Origin of the sequence: Pseudomonas sp. 22189, from assembly GCF_052045635.1 — a bacterium.
GTDB lineage: Bacteria > Pseudomonadota > Gammaproteobacteria > Pseudomonadales > Pseudomonadaceae > Aquipseudomonas > Aquipseudomonas parakoreensis.
This window is the reverse complement of sequence record NZ_JBQEPG010000046.1, coordinates 1-21780: the sequence shown is the minus strand read 5'-3', so window position 1 is coordinate 21780 and position 21780 is coordinate 1. Positions and strand designations below refer to the sequence as shown.

Annotated in this window: 21 protein-coding genes; 7 read left to right on the top strand and 14 right to left on the bottom strand. The window is 60.2% G+C overall.

The window, feature by feature from the left end; all coding sequences use genetic code 11:
* Positions 1 to 34 precede the first annotated feature (34 nt).
* From ACTJKS_RS27140 to coq7, 5 genes are all read left to right on the top strand, one after another.
* Positions 35 to 1003, top strand: a complete 969-nt coding sequence (locus tag ACTJKS_RS27140; RefSeq protein ID WP_108183970.1) for an NAD(P)H-dependent flavin oxidoreductase — start codon at positions 35 to 37, stop codon at positions 1001 to 1003.
* Between the two features lie 79 nt (positions 1004 to 1082).
* On the top strand, positions 1083 to 2030 hold the full coding sequence (locus ACTJKS_RS27135) for a DUF805 domain-containing protein (protein ID WP_041070139.1): 948 nt from the start codon (positions 1083 to 1085) through the stop codon (positions 2028 to 2030).
* Between the two features lie 61 nt (positions 2031 to 2091).
* Complete coding sequence (locus ACTJKS_RS27130) at positions 2092 to 2880, top strand: SDR family NAD(P)-dependent oxidoreductase (RefSeq protein WP_108183971.1); 789 nt, start codon at positions 2092 to 2094, stop codon at positions 2878 to 2880.
* A gap of 80 nt (positions 2881 to 2960) precedes the next feature.
* Entirely contained in the window at positions 2961 to 3299 is a 339-nt protein-coding gene (locus ACTJKS_RS27125) for a histidine triad nucleotide-binding protein (RefSeq protein WP_003228789.1), read from the top strand.
* A gap of 199 nt (positions 3300 to 3498) precedes the next feature.
* Positions 3499 to 4146 carry a 2-polyprenyl-3-methyl-6-methoxy-1,4-benzoquinone monooxygenase gene (gene coq7, locus ACTJKS_RS27120; protein ID WP_007966428.1) on the top strand — a complete coding sequence of 216 codons (648 nt, stop codon included), beginning with the start codon at positions 3499 to 3501 and terminating at the stop codon, positions 4144 to 4146.
* Between the two features lie 117 nt (positions 4147 to 4263).
* Here coq7 and speD read toward each other — a convergent pair whose 3' ends face one another.
* Together speD and ACTJKS_RS27110 are read right to left on the bottom strand one after the other, a co-directional pair.
* Positions 4264 to 5058: an adenosylmethionine decarboxylase gene (gene speD / locus ACTJKS_RS27115; RefSeq protein WP_047296949.1), complete on the bottom strand. Its 795-nt coding sequence runs from the start codon at positions 5056 to 5058 to the stop codon at positions 4264 to 4266.
* A 237-nt stretch (positions 5059 to 5295) separates the two neighbouring features.
* On the bottom strand, positions 5296 to 5718 hold the full coding sequence (locus tag ACTJKS_RS27110) for an OsmC family protein (RefSeq protein ID WP_003228794.1): 423 nt from the start codon (positions 5716 to 5718) through the stop codon (positions 5296 to 5298).
* 239 nt (positions 5719 to 5957) lie between these two features.
* Between ACTJKS_RS27110 and crp the strand changes: the two genes are divergently transcribed.
* A complete protein-coding gene (crp, locus tag ACTJKS_RS27105) occupies positions 5958 to 6602 on the top strand; it encodes a cAMP-activated global transcriptional regulator CRP (protein ID WP_007966430.1) in 645 nt (214 codons plus the stop codon).
* A 10-nt stretch (positions 6603 to 6612) separates the two neighbouring features.
* Here the strand turns inward: crp and ACTJKS_RS27100 are convergent, their stop codons facing one another.
* From ACTJKS_RS27100 to ACTJKS_RS27085, 4 genes are all read right to left on the bottom strand, one after another.
* Entirely contained in the window at positions 6613 to 7314 is a 702-nt protein-coding gene (locus ACTJKS_RS27100) for a lipoate--protein ligase family protein (protein WP_108183972.1), read from the bottom strand.
* A gap of 124 nt (positions 7315 to 7438) precedes the next feature.
* A complete protein-coding gene (gene trpC / locus ACTJKS_RS27095; RefSeq protein ID WP_108183973.1) occupies positions 7439 to 8275 on the bottom strand; it encodes an indole-3-glycerol phosphate synthase TrpC in 837 nt (278 codons plus the stop codon).
* Entirely contained in the window at positions 8272 to 9321 is a 1050-nt protein-coding gene (gene trpD, locus ACTJKS_RS27090) for an anthranilate phosphoribosyltransferase (protein WP_047296957.1), read from the bottom strand. The genes trpC and trpD overlap by 4 nt, the downstream gene beginning before the upstream one ends.
* Positions 9322 to 9329: 8 nt before the next feature.
* A complete protein-coding gene (locus ACTJKS_RS27085) occupies positions 9330 to 9923 on the bottom strand; it encodes an aminodeoxychorismate/anthranilate synthase component II (protein WP_041070117.1) in 594 nt (197 codons plus the stop codon).
* Positions 9924 to 10330: 407 nt separating this feature from the next.
* Between ACTJKS_RS27085 and estP the strand changes: the two genes are divergently transcribed.
* On the top strand, positions 10331 to 12241 hold the full coding sequence (estP, locus tag ACTJKS_RS27080; RefSeq protein WP_262948207.1) for an esterase EstP: 1911 nt from the start codon (positions 10331 to 10333) through the stop codon (positions 12239 to 12241).
* A gap of 215 nt (positions 12242 to 12456) precedes the next feature.
* Here estP and trpE read toward each other — a convergent pair whose 3' ends face one another.
* The 8 genes from trpE to ACTJKS_RS27040 all read right to left on the bottom strand — a co-directional run bounded on the left by trpE (position 12457) and on the right by ACTJKS_RS27040 (position 21508).
* Entirely contained in the window at positions 12457 to 13938 is a 1482-nt protein-coding gene (trpE, locus tag ACTJKS_RS27075) for an anthranilate synthase component I (protein WP_047596415.1), read from the bottom strand.
* Between the two features lie 71 nt (positions 13939 to 14009).
* Complete coding sequence (locus tag ACTJKS_RS27070) at positions 14010 to 14828, bottom strand: phosphoglycolate phosphatase (protein ID WP_047296963.1); 819 nt, start codon at positions 14826 to 14828, stop codon at positions 14010 to 14012.
* Complete coding sequence (gene rpe / locus ACTJKS_RS27065; RefSeq protein ID WP_003228808.1) at positions 14825 to 15499, bottom strand: ribulose-phosphate 3-epimerase; 675 nt, start codon at positions 15497 to 15499, stop codon at positions 14825 to 14827. The genes ACTJKS_RS27070 and rpe overlap by 4 nt, the downstream gene beginning before the upstream one ends.
* Positions 15500 to 15579: 80 nt before the next feature.
* Complete coding sequence (locus tag ACTJKS_RS27060; RefSeq protein ID WP_142579892.1) at positions 15580 to 16728, bottom strand: iron-containing alcohol dehydrogenase; 1149 nt, start codon at positions 16726 to 16728, stop codon at positions 15580 to 15582.
* A gap of 219 nt (positions 16729 to 16947) precedes the next feature.
* Positions 16948 to 17772, bottom strand: coding sequence for an ABC transporter permease (locus ACTJKS_RS27055; protein WP_041070101.1), 825 nt, complete (start codon positions 17770 to 17772; stop codon positions 16948 to 16950).
* 12 nt (positions 17773 to 17784) lie between these two features.
* On the bottom strand, positions 17785 to 19032 hold the full coding sequence (locus ACTJKS_RS27050) for an ABC transporter permease (protein WP_041070099.1): 1248 nt from the start codon (positions 19030 to 19032) through the stop codon (positions 17785 to 17787).
* A 258-nt stretch (positions 19033 to 19290) separates the two neighbouring features.
* Positions 19291 to 20334 (bottom strand): ABC transporter substrate-binding protein, encoded by a 1044-nt coding sequence (locus tag ACTJKS_RS27045; protein ID WP_041070096.1) that lies wholly within the window; start codon positions 20332 to 20334, stop codon positions 19291 to 19293.
* Between the two features lie 49 nt (positions 20335 to 20383).
* A complete protein-coding gene (locus tag ACTJKS_RS27040; protein WP_007966453.1) occupies positions 20384 to 21508 on the bottom strand; it encodes an ABC transporter ATP-binding protein in 1125 nt (374 codons plus the stop codon).
* Between the last annotated feature and the right edge of the window lie 272 nt (positions 21509 to 21780).

Here is a 21780-nt window from a genome sequence, read left to right as displayed (position 1 = left end):
CTTCATAACAGCATCACACCTCGGGGGATTTCCAATGTCGCTGCCCGCTCTGCTCGAACAACGTCTGCGCTTGCCGGTAGTGGCGGCGCCGATGTTCCTGATCTCCAACCCGGAGCTGGTGCTCGCCTGCTGCCGTAACGGTGTGGTCGGCAGCTTCCCGGCGCTCAACCAGCGTGAAAGCAGCGGCTTCAAGGCCTGGCTGGAGCAGATTGAAGCGGGCCTGGCGACACTGGACAACCCGGCGCCGTATGCAGTGAACCTGATCGTGCACAACAGCAATCCGCGCCTGCAGGCGGATCTGAACATCTGCGTCGAGCACAAGGTGCCGATTGTCATCACCAGCCTCGGCGCAGTGAAGGAACTGGTCGATGCCGTGCACAGCTACGGCGGCCTGGTGTTCCACGACGTGACCACGCGTCGGCATGCCGAGAAAGCCGCCGAAGCCGGAGTCGACGGTTTGATCGCGGTTGCGGCGGGTGCCGGTGGCCATGCCGGCACCTGGAGCCCATTTGCGCTGATCGCCGAGATCCGCGAGTTCTTCGATAAAACCCTGCTGCTTGCCGGATGTCTGAACCACGGCCATGAGATTTTGGCTGCACAACTGCTTGGCGCGGATCTGGCCTACTTCGGCACACGATTTATCGGCACTACCGAAAGCCATGCGCCTGACGCCTACAAGGACATGCTGCTGACAGCGAAAGCGGCGGACATCATTCATACGCCTGCGGTCTCTGGCGTACCGGCGAGCTTCATGCGCCAAAGTCTGGAAGCTGCTGGTTTCGACATGGCCGCACTGCAGGGCAAGGGCGAAGTCAATTTTGGCGACAAGCTCAAACCGATCAACGACGAAGCCAAGGCTTGGAAGACCGTGTGGTCGGCCGGCCAGGGCGTTGGCCAGATTGACGACCTGCCGAGCGTGGATCAGTTGATCGCCCGGCTCGACGCGGAATATCGTCAGGCGCTGGAGCATGCGGCGCAGTTGCCGAAGCGTTGGCCACGCTGAGAAAATTCAGGCCAGTCTTCGAGTGACTGGCCTTACACTTGCTGACCTTCAATTCATTCGCGACAAGGATGCCTCGGCCATGAGCGAACCTCGCTACAAGATCGTTTTCGACGGTGCTCTACAGCCCGGTGTCGATCTCACCACCGCCAAGCTCAATCTGGCGGCCCTGTTCAAAAGCGATGTTGCCGCCATCGAGCGCCTGTTCAACGGCAGCACCGTCGCCCTCAAACGCGACCTGACCCACAGCGATGCGCAGACCTATCTGCAAGCACTGAGCAAGACCGGGATCGATGCGCGGATCGAAAGCGAAACGGCGATTGAACTGAGTCTTGCGGACGTGCATGAGCAACCGGCGACCTTCAACGAACCCGCATCACCTTATGCGCCCCCTCGGGCCAACGTCGGCGAAAACCTGCCAGCATTCGCCGCCCTCAAGCCCTTCAGTGTCGAAGGCCGGATCGGTCGCCTGCGCTTTTTGGCCTGGACCATGGTGCTGAGCCTGGTGACTCTGCCGATCGTGGCGATATTCGCGTTTATCGGGCTCGGACTGGTCAGCGGCGACTCAACCACCGGCCTGATCATCGGCGGGATACTCGCGTTCTTCCTGTTCCTGGGCTTCATCATTGTCAGCATTCTGTTCAGTGTGCAGCGCCTGCACGACATCGGCTGGTCCGGCTGGCTCTGGCTGCTGAATCTGGTGCCGTTCGTGGGCAGCTTCTTCCCGCTGGTGATCATGGTCGTGCCGGGCAACACCGGGGCCAACCGCTACGGGCCGCCGCCACCGCCCAACAGTACTGCGGTCAAAGTGCTGTGCTCGTTGTGGATCGTGTTCTTCGCCCTGGTATTTGCCGGCGGCATGCTCGGCGGTATTTCGGCCATTCAGCAAGAATATGAAACCAACCTTGAGAGCAGCTATGAAAGCGGCTCGGTCACCACCGATGAAGTCGAGGTCGAAACTGAACCTGCGAATTCCGTGGACGATGCAGCCGAAGCGGCCCCGGCCCCTGTAGACTCTGCGAAAGAATGAACAACGCTCTCCGCCGTGACACCTGCGTCGCTGGCGTGGAGCTGTTGCGATGGAGAATTGCATGACCCGTTACGCTCTGATCACTGGCGCCTCCAGCGGCATCGGCCTGGCCATGGCCGAAGCGCTGGCCCGACGTGGCCGCAGCCTGATTCTGGTGGCTCGCCAGCGTGATCAGCTGGAAAGTATCGCGATCGAACTGACCCAGCGCTTTGGCGTGGAAGTCTTGTTCCGCGCCTGTGATCTGGGCGAGCCATTGCGCTTGTCCGGCTTCCTGCTGGAGCTGGAAGAAGGCGACCGGCAAATCGATCTGCTGGTCAATTGCGCCGGCATCGGGACCTGCGGCCCATTCCTCGCCCAGGACTGGATGACCGAGCAGGACCTGATCGAAGTCAACATCCTCGCCCTCACCCGTCTGTGCCATGCCATCGGCAACAGCATGGCGCTGCAGGGCGGCGGGCAGATCCTCAACGTCGCCTCAGTGGCAGCGTTCAATCCCGGTCCGTGGATGAGCACTTACTACGCCAGCAAGGCTTACGTTTTGCACTTCTCCGAGGCGCTGCGGGTTGAACTGAAACAGAGCGCGGTCAAGGTTTCGGTGCTCTGCCCCGGCCCGACCCGCACCGCTTTTTTCCGCACCGCGCAGCTCAACGGCGACAAACTCAAGGACAGCAAACTGCTGATGAGCCCCGAGGAAGTCGCGCTGTACACCGTGCGTGCGCTGGAGAAAAACCGCGCAATCATTATCCCGGGACGACGCAACCGCTGGCTGGCGTTCCTGCCGCGCCTCGGCTCGCGCTGGCTCAATCGCACCCTCGTCGGCATGGTCAACAAGGCTTACTGCCCGCGCTGAACGGTCCTACGGCAAAACACTGGGCGGGGTCATTTCCCATGAGTACACTCAGGCCAGCCCCCACAACGGAGAAAACAGCAGTGGATACTCTGTTCACCAAGATCATTAACCGGGAAATCCCGGCCAAGATCATTTACGAAGACGACCAGGTTCTGGCGTTCCACGACATCGCCCCTCAGGCACCGGTGCACTTTCTGGTGATCCCGAAGAAACCGGTGCGCACCCTCAACGACCTGACCGAAGACGACAAGGCACTGGCCGGGCACATCCTGTTCACCGCCCAGCGTCTGGCGCTGGAACTGGGCTGCGAGGAAGGCTTCCGGGTGGTGATGAACTGCAATGAAAAAGGTGGACAGACCGTCTATCACATTCATATGCATGTACTCGGTCAGCGCCAGATGAACTGGCCGCCGGGCTGATACCAGCAAACCTGTGCAGGAGCTGCCGAAGGCTGCGATCTTTTGATCTTCGAGAATCAAAAACAAGAACAAAAGATCGCAGTCTTCGGCAGCTCCTGCATAAAGCAAAAAGCACATCCCGTGTGACTGATGACCCAGCGCAAACCTTCCCCGGCCGATTCGGTTAAACTGGCGGTCGAGATTTTTCCCGGAGGTCAGCATGACTACCCAACGTCACTACTCGCCGATTGACCGTCTTCTGCTGCAAGCCGATGCCGCGATGCGTACCCTGCTGCCTTTCAGTGGTCAGCCGTACCGTCCATCGCCAGCGATTGTGCAGCCGGAAGTGCAGATGAGCGATGAAGACACTCGCCACGTCGCCGGCCTGATGCGCATCAACCACACTGGTGAAGTGTGCGCCCAAGCGCTGTACCAAGGTCAGGCGCTGACCGCCAAGTTGCCGCAGGTGCGTGCCGCCATGGAGCACGCCGCCGAAGAGGAAATCGACCATCTGGTGTGGTGCGAACAGCGCATCCATCAGCTGGGCAGCCATACCAGCGTGCTCAATCCGCTGTTCTATGGAATGTCGTTCGGCATTGGCGCCGTGGCCGGTCTGATCAGCGACAAGGTCAGCCTTGGTTTCGTCGCGGCTACCGAGCATCAGGTGTGCAAGCATCTGAATGAACACCTTGAGCAATTGCCCGCCGAGGACGAGAAATCCCGGGCGATTCTGGAGCAGATGCGCATTGATGAAGAGCATCATGCGGAGAGTGCACTGGATGCGGGTGGTTTCCGCTTTCCGGCGCCGGTGAAGTTCGGGATGAGTCTGTTGGCGAAGGTGATGACCAAGAGTACCTACAGGATCTGACTTCAGTGTTGTCTGGCAGGGCCCCTTCGCGAGCAAGCTCGCTCCCACAGGGTTCTGTTTCGGCAATAAAAAAGGCGACTACCGCACGGTAGTCGCCTTTTTTTGTGCCCGGGAATCTTACGCCGGCATGTTGCGCGCGTAGAAGATTTCCAGCATTTCGTGTTTCACACGCTCGGTCACCTGAGCCCGCTGCTCAGCGGACAGGTTGCTGGTGGCGTCGCCGAACAGGTAGTTGTCCAGTTCGAAGTTCTTCAGCAGCATTTTGGTGTGGAACAGGTTTTCCTGGTACACGTTCACGTCGGTCATCTGGTACGCGTCGCGGGTGTCTTCGGAAAGGTAGTTCTGGATCGAGTTGATCTCGTGGTCGATGAAGTGCTTGTTGCCTTCAACGTCACGGGTGAAACCGCGCACACGGTAATCCACAGTCACGATGTCCGAATCGAACTGGTGAATGAGGAAGTTGAGCGCTTTAAGCGGTGAAATGACACCACAGGTCGACACATCAATGTCCACACGGAACGTAGCAATACCGGCGTCCGGATGGATTTCCGGATAGGTATGCACCGTGATGTGGCTCTTGTCGAGGTGGGCAAGGATGATTTCGGGCAATGGACCCGGGGACTCTTCGATCTGGCTGTCAGTCGGGGTCACCGGCTCTTCCGAGATCAGAATCGTGACGCTGGCACCCTGAGGCTCATAGTTCTGACTCGCGATGTTCAGAATGTTGGCACCAATGATTTCGACAACTTCCGTGAGGATCTGCGTCAGGCGTTCGGCGTTGTACTCTTGATTGATGTACTCGACGTAAGCCTGCTGGTCTTGCGGGGTTTCCGCGTAGCAGATGTCATAGATGTTGAAGCTCAAGGTCTTTGTCAGGTTATTGAACCCGTGGAGCTTGAGTTTGCTTTTCACCGTTAAAAACTCTCTATGTATGCGGCGCAGCCGCGTGATCAAGCATGCCCGTCAAGTGCGAACAACGCACCTGCGTAGGACGGTTAACACCTCTTCGCGATGGCGATTTTGGTTATCTGTTCAGGCGGACGATCCGTCGGTTGACCGATCACTGCCCTGAAAAAAGTGGCGCATTATGCAGACGTCAGCGAGGGATCGCCAGAGTCTGCACTGCTTTTATGATAGTTGAATGTCGATTCAACCGAGCTCGACGATTTCATAATCGTGAGTGATCGCCACGCCGGCCGCGCCGAGCATGATCGAGGCCGAGCAATACTTCTCGGCAGACAGTTCGATGGCGCGCTTGACCTGGGCTTCTTTCAGGCCACGGCCCTTGACCACGAAGTGCATGTGGATCTTGGTGAACACCTTCGGATCTTCGGTCGCTCGCTCGGCTTCGAGGAACGCTTCGCAGCTTTCAACCGCCTGACGCGACTTCTTCAGGATGCTGACCACGTCGAAGTTGCTGCAACCGCCAACGCCCAGCAGGAGCATTTCCATCGGGCGAACACCCAGATTACGACCACCGGCGTCCGGTGGTCCGTCCATGACCACAACATGACCGCTACCGGATTCGCCGAGGAACATGGCTTCGCCAGCCCATTGGATGCGTGCCTTCATCGCCAAGACTCCACTGTAGAAAAAAGGGTCGCCAGCTTAGCACAGGCCTTTGCTCTGACAGCGCCCCGCGTTCCTGGGAAGGATGCCTATGCTGCGTAGGTAATTTCTCGAATTTTCGACGAAGTGTCTGGTAAGCTGGCGCCAATTCGCTGGCGCCAATTGTCAGCCTGTGTAGCGACCGCCTTCAGCGCCTCATATAAAAATCAAACATCACCGTGCAGTCTTTTCGGGATACAACCATGGTTGCTATTACCCCCACACCCAAAATCAAAAACCTCGACAAACTGTTGATGCATTGCCAACGCCGTCGCCATGCGGCCAAAAGCAACATCATCTGCGCCGGCGATCGTTCGGACACGCTGTACTTCATCATCAAGGGTTCGGTCACGATCCTGATCGAAGATGACGACGGCCGCGAAATGATCATCGCCTACCTCAACGCCGGGGATTTCTTTGGCGAGCTGGGTTTGTTTGAGCAGGCAGGCCAGGAACAGCAACGCAGCGCCTGGGTGCGGGCCAAGGTTGAATGTGAAATCGCCGAAATCAGTTATGTGAAGTTCCGCGAACTGTCACAGCAGGATCCCGACATTCTTTACGTCCTCAGCGGACAAATCGCACAACGTCTGCGCAATACCACGCGCAAGGTCGGCGATCTGGCGTTCTTCGACGTTACCGGTCGTGTTGCCCGTTGCCTGCTGGAGTTGTGCAAACAGCCTGACGCAATGACTCACCCGGACGGCATGCAGATCAAGGTGACCCGTCAAGAAATCGGGCGGATTGTCGGTTGTTCGCGGGAGATGGTCGGTCGCGTGCTCAAGGATCTTGAAGAACGCAACCTGGTCGATGTGAAAGGCAAGACCATGGTGGTCTTCGGCACCCGCTAAGCGCGCCGAATCAGGCGCTGTAGACCTGCGCCAGCATCCGTCGAAACAACTCATCCAGACGCGCCAAAGCATTTGGCGCGACGAACTTCTCATGCAGGGCAATGTGGCTTTCAGCCCGCACTCGCTGCTCCAGACCGCAAGCTTCATTGAAACGATTGACCGCCGCGACCATCGACTCGCGCTCGTTATCGATCAACATTGCCCCGTGCACCAATCCCACCGGACGCTGACCGCCCTGACTCTGGCGCCAGCGCTGAGCAGTGCCGACCATCTTGCGGCCGTCGAGATTGACGTTGAAGCGGCCGTCACAGAATGCACCGTCGATTTCGCCCAACGACGATGTGCCGCCCAACTCATCCAGCAACTCACAGATTGGATCGCACAGACGCCGATAGCCGGTTTCGATGCGGTTCAGATCGCCCTCGCTGCGGGGCGGGGCGTAGACCAGTGCGATGTTGATCGTTGAGGAGGACTGCGGGACCGGTTCACCGCCGGTTTCTCGCAGCAAAACTGGCCAACCGGCTGCAGCGGAGACTTCGCAGGCGTGATCGAAACCGGGCAGACGATTGAGGCGGCGTGGCATGACCAGGGCGTTATCGCTGGGTTGCCAGAACAGCAGACCAAATTCGGCGTCGCCGGCGCAGACGGAAGCGAGCAAGTCTTGTTCGGCTTGCAGGCCGGCCTCGATGGTCAGGAAGATGGGCAGCGACATGGAGGGCTCCGGCAGATCTGGAATCTTTAGGGATTTTGAGGCCTCTTCGCGAGCAGGCTCGCTCCCACAGGGGAAATGCATTCCAATGTGGGAGCGAGCCTGCTCGCGAATGAGGTCGACTCGGTCAGTCGAGGGTCGAACCACTGACCGGTACGCCGCGTTCCGGGAAGAACAGGCGTTGCAGTTCGGTGCCCGGGCTTTCCGCGCGCATGAACGCTTCGCCCACCAGAAAGGCATACACATCGCTGATTTCCATCAGCTCGACATCGGCACGGTTAAGGATGCCACTCTCGGTAATCACCAGTCGGTCGCGCGGAATGCGCGGCAGTAGGTCGAGGGTGGTTTCCAGGCTGACGTCGAACGTGTGCAGGTTGCGGTTGTTGACCCCAACCAGCGGCGTGTCGAGGGTTTTCAGTGCGCGCTCCAGCTCATCGCCATCGTGCACTTCCACCAGCACATCGAGACCGACACCTTTGGCCACCGAGGCCAGCTCGGCCATTTTTACGTCGTCCAGTGCGGAGACGATCAACAGTACGCAGTCGGCGCCCAGCGCGCGAGCTTCGACGATCTGGTACGGATCGATCATGAAGTCTTTGCGGATCACCGGCAATTTGCACGCGGCGCGGGCCTGTTGCAGGTAGACATCAGCGCCCTGGAAGTAATCGATATCGGTCAGCACCGAAAGACAGGTCGCCCCGCCCTTCTCGTAGCTCTTGGCGATATCGGCAGGCACGAAGTTCTCGCGTATCACGCCTTTGCTCGGCGAAGCCTTCTTGATTTCGGCGATCACCGCCGGCTGCTTCTTCTTGGCCTGCGCCAGCAATGCCTGGGCAAAACCGCGGGGTGCATCGGCCGCCTTGGCCAGACTTTCCAGCTCGCTCAGGCTGACGCGAGCGCTGCGCTCGGCGACTTCCTGGACTTTGCGCGCCAGAATGTTTTCCAGAACCGTCGGTACACTCATCCCTCATTCTCCACTTTGAATACCGCGGTAAAGGCACCCAACTCCTCGAGTTTTTCCCGAGCGAGACCGGTGTGCAGGGCGTCGTGCGCGAGCGCCACGCCTTCTTTGAGACTGGTCGCCAGGTCGGCGGCATACAGCGCCGCACCGGCATTGAGCACGATCATTTCAGCAGCTTTCTGGCCACTTTCGGTTTTGCGTTTGCCCAACGCATCACGGATCAACGCCAGCGATGCTTCCGGACCTTCGACCGAGAGACCGTGCAGACTCTGGCTCTTCATGCCGAGATCTTCCGGCTCGACCCAATATTCAGTGATCTCGTTGTTCTTCAGCTCTGCGACGAAGGTCGGCGCGGCAAGACTGAACTCGTCCAGACCGTCCTTCGAATGCACTACCAGCACATGTTTGCTGCCCAAGCGCTGCAAGACTTCGGCCAATGGCCGGCACAACGCGGGCGTAAACACGCCCACCACCTGATGTTTGACACCGGCCGGATTCGTAAGCGGGCCGAGCATGTTGAACAGCGTACGCAGGCCGAGATCGCGACGCGGGCCGGCGGCGTATTTCATCGCCTTGTGGTGAGTCTGGGCAAACATGAAACCGATGCCGACGTTGTCGATGCAACGGGCAACCTGCACCGGGGTCAGGTTCAGATAGATCCCGGCGGCCTCCAGCAAATCGGCGCTGCCGCTCTTGCCCGACACCGCGCGGTTACCGTGCTTGGCCACGGTGCAACCGGCTGCCGCGACAACGAACGCCGAAGCCGTCGACACGTTGAAGATGTTGGCACCGTCACCGCCGGTGCCGACGACATCGACCACGCCGTCGAGGGTCTTGAGTTCGACCTGGTCGGCCAGCTCACGCATCACCGACACGGCGCCGACGATTTCGTCGATGCTCTCGCTCTTCATGCGCATGGCCATCATGAACGCGCCGATCTGTGCGTCGGTGCATTGCCCGGTCATGATTTCGCGCATCACGTCGCGCATTTCTTCGGTGCTGAGGTCGAGGTGTTCGACGATACGGCTCAGGGCTGTCTTGATATTCATGGGAGTCCTTAGCGCGTGCCGCCGGTTTGTTTGAGAAAGTTGGCAAACAGTTCATGACCCTGCTCGGTCAGGATCGATTCAGGGTGGAACTGTACGCCCTCAATGTTCAGGGTCTTGTGCCGCAGGCCCATGATTTCGTCGACCGAGCCGTCGTCGTGCTGGGTCCATGCGGTCAGTTCCAGGCACTCGGGCAAAGTATCGTGCTTGACGATCAGCGAGTGGTAGCGGGTAACCGTCAGCGGATGATTCAGACCGGCGAAAACGCCCTTGTCCTCATGGAATACCGGACTAGTCTTACCGTGCATCACCTGACGGGCGCGCACCACATCGCCACCGAACGCCTGGCCAATCGATTGATGGCCGAGGCAGACGCCGAGGATTGGCAGTTTGCCGGCGAAGTATTTGATGGCTTCGATGGAGATGCCGGCTTCGGTCGGCGTGCACGGACCTGGCGAGACTACGATGCGCTCGGGGTTGAGCGCTTCGATTTCGGCGACGGTCAGTTCGTCGTTGCGCACCACTTTGACCTCGGCACCCAGCTCGCCGAGGTATTGCACAACGTTGTAAGTAAAGGAGTCGTAGTTGTCGATCATCAGCAACATGGCGTTTCGAACCTCTTGAATTCTGACTTGAAGACAGCCTTCAGATGACTTGCCCGCAGGGCGCTGCACGATGTCGGACGCACAGAAAGCGTCGGCACAGCGGCATTTCAAACGGGTAAGGAAGGCAAAGCGATACAGATCCGGCCGGGCCGGCAGAAAGGATTCAGGCGCGCCAACGCCAACGGGCGTGTGCCTTGATGACTTGATCCAGAAGTTTGCTGACGATCAACACGGGGAAGGTCTCGTTCATACGTTCCGGCACAGTAACTTAGCTGGGCAGAGCGTGCAATATGGCGGGGCTGACGGGGGACAAAACTATGGGAGGCTTCGCGACCGATGGCAAAACGCCGGGAGTTTTTGGTACTGTCGTTTCGTTCACCTACAACAATAAATAAACGGACTTGCTCATGATCAAACAGACGTTGTTTGTACCGCTCGCCGGTTGCCTGCTCGCCATGGCTTGCGCCCAGGCCTACGCAGCCCCCGCGCCCTATTCGAACTTCATCGTCTTCGGCGACAGCCTGAACGATGCCGGGACTTTCAAGGACACCGGCGGCCCGGCCGGCGCCACGCAGCGCTACACCAACCGCACCGGCCCGTTGTACAAGGATGGCACCGGGGAAAACCGCGACCTCAACGCCACCCAGATCATCGGTGGCAAACTGGGTTTCAGCCCCGATCAGACCGCTTCCTCGTCCTCGGCCGTGCGGGCCGGTGAAGGTCTGGCCGATGGCAATAACTGGGCGGTGGGCGGTTACCGTACCGACCAGATTCTCGACTCGATCACCAGCCAGTCCGCCACCGGTGAACGCACGCGCAGCGGTTATCTGCCCTCGAATGGCTTCCGCGCTGATCCGAACGCGCTGTATTACCTGTCCGGGGGCGGCAACGACTTCCTTCAGGGCCGCGTGCTCAGCCTCGATCAGGCCAGCTCGGCGGCTGACCGACTGGCCGACAGCGTGCGCACACTGCAAGGTGCCGGCGCCAAATACATCATGGTCTGGCTGTTGCCAGACATCGGGCTGACCCCGGCGATCAACGGCTCGCCGCTGCAGAGCTTCACCTCGCAGCTCAGCGCCCAATTCAACACCGAACTGGTCAGCCAGTTGCAGGGCATCAACGCCGAAATCATTCCACTGAACATTCCGGTGCTGCTCAAAGAAGCGTTCGCCAACCCGGCGCAGTTCGGCCTCGCGACCGACCAGAACCTGACGGCCACCTGCTTCAGCGGCAACAGTTGCACCGAGAACGCCCGATACGGCATCAATAGCGCCACACCGGATCCGACCAAGCTGATCTACAACGATTCGGTGCACCCGACCGAAGCCGGCCAGCGCCTGATTGCCGACTACGCCTACTCGCTGCTGGCCGCCCCGTGGGAACTGACCCTGCTGCCGGAAATGGCCCAGGGTTCGTTACGCGCGCATCAGGATGAACTGCGCAATCAATGGCTGGCCGACTGGGAAAACTGGCAGGCCGTGGGCCAATGGCGCGCTATCGTCGCCGGTGGCGGTCAACACCAGGACTTCGACGGCCAGCACAGCGCCGCCAGTGCCGACGGCAACGGCTACAACCTGAACATCGGCGGCAGCTATCGCGTCAACGAAGCCTGGCGCGTCGGTTTGGCCGCAGGTTTCTATAACCAGAAACTCGAAGCCGGCGACGCCGACTCGGAATACAAACTCAACTCCTACATGGGCACCGCGTTCGCCCAGTATCAACAAAACCGCTGGTGGGGCGATCTGGCGATGACCGCCGGCAAGCTCGACTACGACAGCCTCAAACGTAAATTCCAGCTTGGGGTCAACGAGCGCGGAGAGAAAGGCGATACCGACGGTTACGTGCTGGCGATCAGCGGCCGCCTCGGCTACGACATCGCGCAGCAGGCCAGCAGCCCGTGGCACCTGTCGCCGTTCGTCAGCGCCGACTTTGGCAAGACCGAAGTCGATGGCTACTCGGAAAAAGGCGCTGACTCCACGGCGCTGACTTTTGACGACCAGTCGCGCAACTCGCGGCGTCTGGGCGTGGGTATCCAGGGCAAGTACCAGATCACCGCGCAGACTGAAGTGTTCGGCGAGTTCGCTCACGAACGTGAGTACAACGACGATCGCCAGGATCTGACCATCAACCTCAACAGCTTGCCGAACAACCGCTTCACGCTCGAAGGCTACGAGCCGCAGACCAACCTCAATCGCCTGAACCTGGGCGTGAGCCACAAGCTCACGCAGGATTTGGCGTTGCGCGCCAGCTACAACGTGCGCAAGGATGATGACTTTACCCAGCAAGGGGTGAACGTCGGGGTCAGTCTCGACTTCTGAGGCGGAAAAGCAAAAGATCGCAGGCTGCGCCAGCTCCTGCAGGGTTAGCGCAGGCATAAAAAACGCGGCGTCCTGATGGGCGCCGCGTTTTTTATGGCTGAACACAAGTCCATGTGGGAGCGAGCCTGCTCGCGAAGCGGAGTATCAGCCGACGTTTATAGCGACTGGCACGCCCACTTCGCGAGCAGGCTCGCTCCCACAGGAGACAATGTGGATCAGGCGTCCGGAGTTTGCTCAGCCAGGGCCACGGCACGGAACATCGCGCGGCGCTTGTTCAGGGTTTCTTCCCATTCCAGCGCCGGCACCGAGTCGGCCACGATGCCGCCACCGGCCTGCACGTGCAGTTCGCCGTTCTTGATCACCGCGGTACGAATCGCAATCGCGGTGTCCATATTGCCGTTCCAGGCAAAGTAACCGACCGCACCGCCATACACGCCACGCTTGACCGGCTCCAGTTCGTCGATGATTTCCATCGCACGGATCTTCGGTGCGCCAGACAAGGTGCCCGCCGGCAGAATCGCCCGCAGCGCGTCCATCGCGGTCAGCCCGGCCTTCAACTGGCCGGTGACGTTGGAGACGATGTGCATCACGTTGGAATAGCGCTCGATGACCATTTTCTCGGTGAGCTTCACCGAACCGATTTCCGAAACCCGGCCAGTGTCGTTACGACCAAGGTCGATCAGCATCAAGTGTTCGGCGATCTCTTTGTCGTCCGACAGCAGGTCTTCTTCCAGCGCCAGATCCGCTTCTTCGGTGGCGCCACGCGGCCGCGTGCCGGCAATCGGACGCACGGTGATCAAATTGTCTTCGACCCGCACCAGCACTTCCGGCGAACTGCCGACGACGTGGAAGTCGCCGAAGTTGAAGAAGTACATGTACGGCGTCGGGTTGAAGCAACGCAGGGCACGATACAGATCGATCGGCGCGGCCTTGAAGTCGATCGACATGCGCTGCGACGGCACCACTTGCATGCAGTCGCCTGCGAGGATGTATTCCTTGATGGTGTCGACGGCTTTTTCGTAGTCGCTCTGGGTGAAACTGGAGCGGAACAGCGGATCAGCCGCTTGTTGCTTGCTGAAGTCCAGGCCACGGCGCGGGGTGATCGGCTGGCGCAGTTTCTCCAGCAGTGCCTGCAATTGCGCCTGCCCCTGCTCGTAAGCATCGGCTTGCGCCGGATCGGCGAGGACAATCGCGTGCATCTTGCCGGCGAGGTTGTCGAACACCACCACCGCATCGGACACCATCAGCAGAATGTCCGGCACGCCCAGCGGATCCGGGTTCGGGCATTTGCCTAGTCGCTTTTCCACGTAGCGCACACAGTCGTAACCGAAGTATCCGACCAGCCCACCGTTGAAACGCGGCAGACCGGCGATGGTCGGCACGTTGTAGCGGGCCTTGAAGGTTTCGACGAAGGCCAGCGGGTCTTCGACGTCATGGCTTTCGGTCTCGACGCCATCGACAGTGATGCTCACGTGATGGTCGTGAACCCGCAGTACGGTGCGGCACGGCAGTCCGATGATCGAGTAACGGCCCCATTTTTCGCCACCCTGCACCGATTCGAGCAGGTAGGAGTTTGGCTGGTCGGCCAGTTTCAGGTAGATCGACAGCGGGGTGTCGAAGTCGGCCAGGGTTTCGCAGGCCAACGGAATACGGTTGTAGCCATCAGCGGCCAGGCGCAGGAATTCTTCGCGGATCATGGGGTGCCTCGTGGTGTGAGGGGCAAATCAGTCAGGTGTGCAAACGCGCCGGCAAGCCGGCCAGGAACCAGTCAGGCGCGCCAACGCCAGCGAGCCAGGGCCTTGATGACTTTCATCCAGAGTTTGCGGGTGACCACCACGATGGCGTTTCCAGAATGGGATTGAGAAGCGTCGGGCAACGTTATCTCAGCGGCTGTACCGAGGCAACCGGGAATTAGCTTGCGCAGATCGTCGATCACCAGTGCCGGGGATTCCTCGGCAATCGGTCGACCGTGGTTGTAGCCGTAGCTCAGCGCCACGCACTTGACCCCCGCCGCTTTCGCCGCCAGCACATCGCTGCGCGAGTCGCCGACGAACAGCGATTGTGAGGCCGGGATGTTGGCCATTTTCATCACGAAGAACAGCGCGGCCGGATCAGGCTTCTTCTGCGGCAAGGTATCGCCGCCGATGATCCATTTGAAGTAACGGCCGATCTTCATCTGATCCAGCAGCGGCGCGACAAAACGCTCCGGCTTGTTGGTGATCAGCGCCATGGCCACACCCTGCTTGTGCAGCCACTTGAGGGTGTCGCGCACGCCGGGATAGACCACGGTCAGCTCGTGGCTCGCGCCATAGGCCTCCATGAAAACTTCCAGCGCGTGCTCGGCCTCGACGTCATCCACCGCCGAATGATCGATGCCACCGGCCAGCGCCCGGCGCACCAGCACCGGTGCGCCATTGCCGACCCACTCGCGCACCGCCTCGATGCCGGCAGGCTTGCGGCCGAGGGAGAGCAGCATGGTGTCCACCGCCGCCGCCAGGTCGGGAACCGAGTCGATCAGCGTGCCATCCAGATCGAACATCACCAACCGTGGCAGTTGCCCCGGGAACAGCTGCTCAAAACCGCTCATGGGCGGGCCAGCGCCAGTTCGGAACGCATCTTGTCGATGACTTCCTGATAGTTCGGCGCATTGAAGATCGCCGAGCCGGCCACAAAGGTGTCAGCGCCAGCGGCCGCGATTTCGCGGATGTTGTTGACGTTGACGCCGCCATCGATTTCCAGACGGATATCACGCCCCGAGGCATCGATGATCGCCCGCGCTTCGCGCAGTTTGTCGAGGGTGCCGGGGATGAACTTCTGCCCGCCAAAGCCCGGGTTGACGCTCATCAGCAGCACCATGTCGACCTTGTCGATCACGTACTTGAGCACATCCAGCGGGGTCGCCGGGTTGAACACCAGGCCGGATTTGCAGCCGCCTTCACGGATCAGTTGCAGCGAACGATCGACGTGCAGCGTGGCTTCCGGGTGGAAAGTGATGTAAGTGGCGCCGGCCTCGATGAAGTCGCCAACGATGCGATCCACCGGGCTGACCATCAGGTGCGCGTCGATCGGCGCGGTGATGCCGTACTTGCGCAATGCCGCGCAAACCATCGGGCCGATGGTCAGGTTCGGCACGTAGTGGTTGTCCATGACATCGAAGTGGACGAAGTCGGCACCGGCGGCCAGAACGTTGTCCACTTCTTCGCCGAGGCGGGCGAAGTCGGCGGAGAGAATCGACGGAGCAATTACGAAGGGCTGCATGACGCACCTTTTCTGAGCTAAATCACGATGGCGCGCATTGTATACCTCAAGTTTCCGTGCGCGCACCGTGACCGCGATGATCAGTACGCCGCTCGGTAGATCTTCTCGATATCCGCAGCGCTGAGCCTGCGCGGGTTGTTGCGCATCAAACGCTCGATTCCCGCGGCCTCCACGGCCATGGCCGGGATCGCCTCTTGCGGGACGCCAAAACTGCGCAACCCGACAGGAATTTCCACTGACGCGCACAACTCGGTCATCGCCTGCACGGCTTTGTCCGCCGCCTCGGTCGCGCTCAAATGAGCGGTCTTCACCCCCATGGCTTCGGCGATATCCTGCATGCGCTCGACGCAGGCCATCTTGTTCCAGGTCATGACATACGGCAGCAGCAAGGCGTTACTGACGCCGTGGGCGATGTTGAAACGCCCGCCCAGCGGATACGCCAACGCATGCACCGCGCCGACCCCGGCATTGCCGAACGCCATGCCGGCCATCAGGCTGGCGGTGGCCATGTCTTCACGGGCCTGGAGATTGGCGCCATTGGCGTAGGCCTTAGGCAGGGCTTTGGCGATCAACTTGATTGCGCCGATGGCCAGTGAGTCGGTAATGGGCGAGGCATTGACCGACAGATAGGATTCGATGGCGTGCACCAGCGCATCAACACCACTGGCGGCGGTGACGCTGCGCGGGCAGGTCAAGGTCATCTGCGGACTGACCAGCGCCACATCCGGCAACAGGTAGTCGCTGACGATGCCTTTCTTCAGTTGCGCGACCTTGTCCGAGAGGATGGCGACGTTGGTCACTTCCGAGCCGGTGCCGGCGGTGGTCGGGATGGCGATCAGCGGCGGGCCTTTGCGCGGCACCTGATCGACACCGAACAGGTCTTCCAGCGCGCCGTGGTATCCGGCATACGCCGCCACGCTTTTGGCGATGTCGATGGCACTGCCGCCACCGAGGCCGATCAAACCGTCATGCCCGCCCTCGCGGTACACGCGCATGCAATCTTCGACGATGGCGATTTCCGGGTCCGGCAGCACCCGATCAAAAATCTCGTACTCGCGCCCGCCCAATTGGCACAGCGCCAGCTCCACAGTGCCGGACTTGACCAGCGCGGCGTCGGTGACAATCAGCGGGTTGTCGATATCCAGCCGCGTGAGTTCCGCCGCCAGTTGCTCGATGGCCCCGGCGCCGGTGATCAGTTTGTGAGCGATTTTGAACTGGGACAGACTCATTGTGCGCAGCCTCTTATAGATGTGGGAGCTGAGCACAAGCGTAGCTGGGGAAACCGGGTTGTCTGCCATTCACCCCATGAATGACAACCACACATAGATTTTCTGTACGCACGAACATCCCTATGTAGGAGCTGCCGAAGGCTGCAATCTTTTGATTTTGATCTTAAAAAGCCAGATCAAAAGATCGCAGCCTTCGGCAGCTCCTACAGGGGATCAGCGTCAGACCTGGGCGGTACGCAGTTTCTCGCTACGGCCACGCAACCATTCAAGGGTCAGTAACAGGATGACGGAGAAGGCGATCAGCAGTGTTGCCGCCGCCGCAATCGTCGGGCTGAGGTTCTCGCGAATCCCGCTGAACATCTGCCGGGGCAGCGTCGCTTGCTCGGGGCCGGCGAGGAACAGCGTCACCACCACTTCATCGAACGACGTGGCGAAGGCGAACAGCGCCCCGGAAATCACCCCCGGTGCGATCAGCGGCAGAGTCACCCGACGGAACGTGGTCAGCGGCGATGCGCCGAGGCTGGCCGCCGCCCGTACCAGATTGTGGTTGAACCCTTGCAGCGTTGCCGACACAGTGATGATCACGAACGGTACACCCAGCACCGCGTGCACCACGATCAGCGAGAAGAAGCTGTTACCCAGCCCCAGCGGCGCGAAGAACAGGTAACTCGCCACACCAATGATCACCACCGGCACCACCATCGGCGAAATCACCAGCGCCATCACCAGCGCCTTGCCGGGGAAATCGCCGCGGGTCAGGCCAATCGCGGCCAGTGTGCCGAAAACCATCGCCAGCACGGTCGCAGCGGGAGCGACGATGATGCTGTTCTTCAACGAACGCATCCATTCCGCCGAGGCGAAGAAGTCCTGATACCAGTGCAGCGAGAAACCTTGCAGCGGATACACCAGGAAACTGCCCGAGTTGAACGACAGCGGCACGATCACCAGCACCGGCAGGATCAGGAACAGCAGGATCAGGCCGCAGAGGATCCGCAAGCTGTAGAACCACACCCGTTCAATGGGCGACATGTAAGGACTCAGCATTTCAAATTCCCCTTAGCTCAGGCGCAGGCGACTGGCGCCCACCAGCCAGCTGTAGATCAGATAAAGCACCACGGTCGCCAGCAGCAACAAGCCGCCCAGCGCAGTGGCCATGCCCCAGTTGATGCTGGTGTTGGTGTAGAACGCGACGAAGTAGCTGACCATCTGATCGTTCGGACTGCCGAGCAGCGCCGGGGTGATGTAGTAGCCGATGGCGAGGATGAACACCAACAGGCAACCGGCGCCGACACCGGCATAGGTCTGCGGGAAATATACCCGCCAGAAACTGGCGAACGGGTGGCAGCCCAGCGAAATCGCAGCACGCATGTAGGTTGGCGAGATGCCTTTCATCACGCTGTAGATCGGCAGGATCATGAACGGCAGCAGAATGTGCACCATCGAGATGTAGACCCCGGTGCGGTTGAACACCAGCTCCAGCGGTTTATCGATGATGCCCATGGCCATCAGCGCGCTGTTGATCAGCCCGCCCGACTGCAGCAACACGATCCACGCCGCGACCCGCACCAGAATCGAGGTCCAGAACGGCAGCAACACCAGAATCATCAGCAGGTTGCTCTGCCGCGATGGCAAATTGGCCAACAGGTAAGCCAGTGGATAAGCGAGGAACAGGCAGATCACGGTGATGATCAGGCCCATCCAGAACGTGCGGGCGAAGATGTCGAGGTAGATCGCCTGATCCGGGGTGGCCGGCGCCAGTTCGCCGAGATCATCGATACGGTGATCGACCGCCGCCAGCAGGTAATACGGGGTGATGCTGCTGGTGTTGCGCTTGACCGCTTGCCAGTAGGCCGGATCGCCCCAGCGCTCGTCGAGCGCTTCGAGGGCTTCTTTATAGGAGGCCGGTTCGCTGGCGAAAGGCAGCGCCCGGGCGGTTTTGGTCAGCAGGCTGCGATAGCCGGCCAACTCCATGTTCAAGCGTTTGGACAGATCGCCCAAGGTCTGGTTTTTGCGGGCTTCGGCGAGGTCTTCGCCAGCCGCTTTGTACACTGGCTCAGCAGGCAGGCCGCGGCCGTCCCAACTGGCGATGGCCGCCACGGTGCGCGGCATGCCGCCGACCACTTCCGGGTTGCCGACGCTTTTATAGAGCAGCGCCACGATCGGCACCAGGAACACCAGCAACAGAAACAGCACCAGCGGCGCAATCAACGCCTGGGCCTTCCAGCGGTTGACCCGCTCGGCGTGCTTGAGCTTCTGCTTCAAGGTGGGGCTGGCGCCCTCGTTCAGGGGAACGGCGATGGCCATGACGTACTCCGCAAATCTTTGATCGTTACAGAGGTGGCGAACCACCTCTGTTGTGTTGAAACACCAAAACTCTCAGATGAGTTTTTGTGGCGAGGGGATTCATCCCCGATCGGCTGCGCAGCAGTCGTAAAACCTGAGAATCCGGTTTATCTGACACACCGAGCGGGTATGGCTTCGGGGGCTGCTTCGCAACCCATCGGGGATGAATCCCCTCACCACACAAGCTCCTTCGCCACAAAGTCTTCCTTCAGATTGTGGTTACTTCGCAGCCCAGGAGTTGAAGCGCTGCTCCAGTTGCTCGCCGTTGTCAGCCCAGAAGCTGACGTCGATCTGCACCTGGTTGGCGATGTTTTCCGGAGTGGTCGGCATGTCTTTCAGCACGTCCTTGCTCAGCAGTGGGACTGCCTGAGTGTTGGCCGGGCCGTAAGCGATGTTTTCCGAGTAGGTCTTTTGCTGTTGCGGCTGGACCGAATAGGCGATGAATTTCTTCGCTGCATCGGCGCGGGTCTTGTCCAGACCTTTCGGGATCGCCCAGGCGTCGAAGTCGTAGATGCCGCCGTTCCACACCACTTTCAGGTTGGATTCTTTCTGCACGGCGGCGATGCGACCGTTGTAGGCCGAGCTCATCACCACGTCACCGGAAGCGAGGTACTGCGGCGGCTGGGCGCCGGCTTCCCACCACTGAATATTCGGTTTCAGCTCATCCAGTTTCTTGAACGCACGATCCTGACCACCCTTGCTCGCCAGTTCTTTGTAGACGTCTTTCGGCGCCACACCGTCGGCCATCAGCGCGAATTCCAGGGTGTACTTGGCGCCTTTGCGCAGGCCGCGTTTGCCCGGGAATTTCTTGGTGTCCCAGAAATCGGCCCAGCTGGTTGGCGCGGTTTTCAGCTTGTCAGCGTTGTACGCGAGCACGGTCGACCAGACGAAGAAGCCCACGCCGCAAGGCTGAATCGCGCCTTTGACGTAATCTTCGGTTTTGCCGAACAGCGCCGGGTCGAGTTGTTCGAACATGTCTTCGTCGCAACCACGGGACAGCTCCGGCGATTCAACTTCCACCAGATCCCACGACACACTCTTGGTATCGACCATGGCTTTGACCTTGGCCATTTCGCCGTTGTACTCGCCGGCCACGATCTTGCCGTTGCCCGCTGCTTCCCACGGTGCGTAGAAGGCTTTGACTTGCGCCGCCTTGTTCGCCCCGCCAAACGACACCACAGTCAAATCGGGACCGGCGGCCATTGCGCTGGCCGCACCCATCAGGCCCAGGGTCAGGGCGGTGAACTTCAGGGATCTCAACATTTATTGTTCTCTCCACGTGCAGGGTTGGTGTTGGTATTGCGGGGGCGTTTTAGTGCGCCTCTAGAAGTGGGTCGAGCGCGCGAACGTGCTCGACCTGCCAGCCAAGCGGTACCACGTCCCCGACCGCGAGCGCGGGATCGAGCTCGGCAATCGGCTGTTTCACGAAGAAGTCGGTCTTGCCGCAGACTTCCAGGCGCACCCGGACGTGGTCGCCCAGATAGATGAATTCCGCCACCCTCCCTGAGAAGCGGTTGACGCATTGGTCGCTCGAGCCGTTAAGGCTGACGCGTTCCGGGCGGATCGACAGGGTCACCGGTTCGCCGGTCTGGCCGACGTTGACCGCCAACGCCTCAACCTTCTCACCACGGCCCAGTTCGACCACGCAACGCTCGCCGCTCTGGCTGAGCAGACGGCCGTTGAGGCGGTTGTTCTCGCCGATGAAGTTGGCGACGAAGGTGTTTTTCGGTTCTTCGTAGAGGGTGCGTGGCGGCGCGATCTGCTGGATTTCGCCCTGATGGAACACGGCGACGCGGTCGGACATGGTCAGCGCTTCACCCTGGTCGTGGGTCACGTAGACCACCGTCACGCCGAGGCGCTGGTGCAGGTGCTTGATCTCCATCTGCATGTGTTCGCGCAATTGCTTGTCGAGCGCGCCCAGCGGTTCGTCCATCAGCACCAGTTGCGGTTCGAACACCAGCGCCCGGGCCAGCGCTACCCGCTGCTGCTGACCGCCGGAGAGTTGCGCCGGATAACGTGAGGCGAACGCGTCGAGCTGGACCATGCTCAGGACTTTCTTGACCTTGTCGCTGACATCGCTCTTGTTCAGGCCGCGCACGGTCAGCGGGAACGCCAGGTTCTCGGCCACAGTCATGTGCGGGAACAGCGCGTAGTTCTGGAACACCATGCCGATGTCGCGTTTGTGCGGCGGCACGTTGTTGATGGCACGGCCGGCCAGGAGGATTTCGCCGGCGGTCGGCGTTTCGAACCCGGCGAGCATCATCAGGCTGGTGGTCTTGCCCGAGCCGGACGGCCCGAGCAGGGTCAGGAACTCGCCTTTGCGAATGTCCAGGTTGAGGTCTTTGACGATCAGGTTCTCGCCGTCGTAGCTCTTTTGCACTCCACGAAAGCTGACCAGCACGTCACTGGCCCCTGCGTTTGAATCGACCTGGCTCATACCCACACCTTTGTTATTGGTAACTGCTGTGGATTAAGCCTAGTGGCTGGCGCCAGCCGCGCAAATCGGGGCGCAGGAGAGAATCGCCTCAGCCGGATGGAAGGTTGGGGGTAGGGATTGCCCTACACGGATGGCGCGTTTTGGCAAGCGAGCGACGAGCGCCAAGCTGCGAGCCGCAAGAACAAGCAAAAGCGGTTGTCGCTGATGGATATGCCCACACGGTTCCAACTGTAGGAGCTGCCGAAGGCTGCGATCTTTTGATCTTGATCTTA

Coding starts and splice junctions, on each gene's coding strand:
- ACTJKS_RS27135 (WP_041070139.1), top strand. CDS start 1,083: ATGAGCGAACCTCGCTACAAGATCGTTTTCGACGGTGCTCTACAGCCC.
- ACTJKS_RS27100 (WP_108183972.1), bottom strand. CDS start 7,314: ATGTCGCTGCCCATCTTCCTGACCATCGAGGCCGGCCTGCAAGCCGAA.
- ACTJKS_RS27060 (WP_142579892.1), bottom strand. CDS start 16,728: ATGAGTCTGTCCCAGTTCAAAATCGCTCACAAACTGATCACCGGCGCC.
- ACTJKS_RS27045 (WP_041070096.1), bottom strand. CDS start 20,334: ATGTTGAGATCCCTGAAGTTCACCGCCCTGACCCTGGGCCTGATGGGT.
- crp (WP_007966430.1), top strand. CDS start 5,958: ATGGTTGCTATTACCCCCACACCCAAAATCAAAAACCTCGACAAACTG.
- ACTJKS_RS27130 (WP_108183971.1), top strand. CDS start 2,092: ATGACCCGTTACGCTCTGATCACTGGCGCCTCCAGCGGCATCGGCCTG.
- estP (WP_262948207.1), top strand. CDS start 10,331: ATGATCAAACAGACGTTGTTTGTACCGCTCGCCGGTTGCCTGCTCGCC.
- trpC (WP_108183973.1), bottom strand. CDS start 8,275: ATGAGTGTACCGACGGTTCTGGAAAACATTCTGGCGCGCAAAGTCCAG.
- ACTJKS_RS27050 (WP_041070099.1), bottom strand. CDS start 19,032: ATGGCCATCGCCGTTCCCCTGAACGAGGGCGCCAGCCCCACCTTGAAG.
- ACTJKS_RS27140 (WP_108183970.1), top strand. CDS start 35: ATGTCGCTGCCCGCTCTGCTCGAACAACGTCTGCGCTTGCCGGTAGTG.
- trpE (WP_047596415.1), bottom strand. CDS start 13,938: ATGATCCGCGAAGAATTCCTGCGCCTGGCCGCTGATGGCTACAACCGT.
- ACTJKS_RS27040 (WP_007966453.1), bottom strand. CDS start 21,508: ATGAGCCAGGTCGATTCAAACGCAGGGGCCAGTGACGTGCTGGTCAGC.
- ACTJKS_RS27110 (WP_003228794.1), bottom strand. CDS start 5,718: ATGAAGGCACGCATCCAATGGGCTGGCGAAGCCATGTTCCTCGGCGAA.
- ACTJKS_RS27055 (WP_041070101.1), bottom strand. CDS start 17,772: ATGCTGAGTCCTTACATGTCGCCCATTGAACGGGTGTGGTTCTACAGC.
- trpD (WP_047296957.1), bottom strand. CDS start 9,321: ATGAATATCAAGACAGCCCTGAGCCGTATCGTCGAACACCTCGACCTC.
- ACTJKS_RS27070 (WP_047296963.1), bottom strand. CDS start 14,828: ATGAGCGGTTTTGAGCAGCTGTTCCCGGGGCAACTGCCACGGTTGGTG.
- ACTJKS_RS27085 (WP_041070117.1), bottom strand. CDS start 9,923: ATGTTGCTGATGATCGACAACTACGACTCCTTTACTTACAACGTTGTG.
- coq7 (WP_007966428.1), top strand. CDS start 3,499: ATGACTACCCAACGTCACTACTCGCCGATTGACCGTCTTCTGCTGCAA.
- rpe (WP_003228808.1), bottom strand. CDS start 15,499: ATGCAGCCCTTCGTAATTGCTCCGTCGATTCTCTCCGCCGACTTCGCC.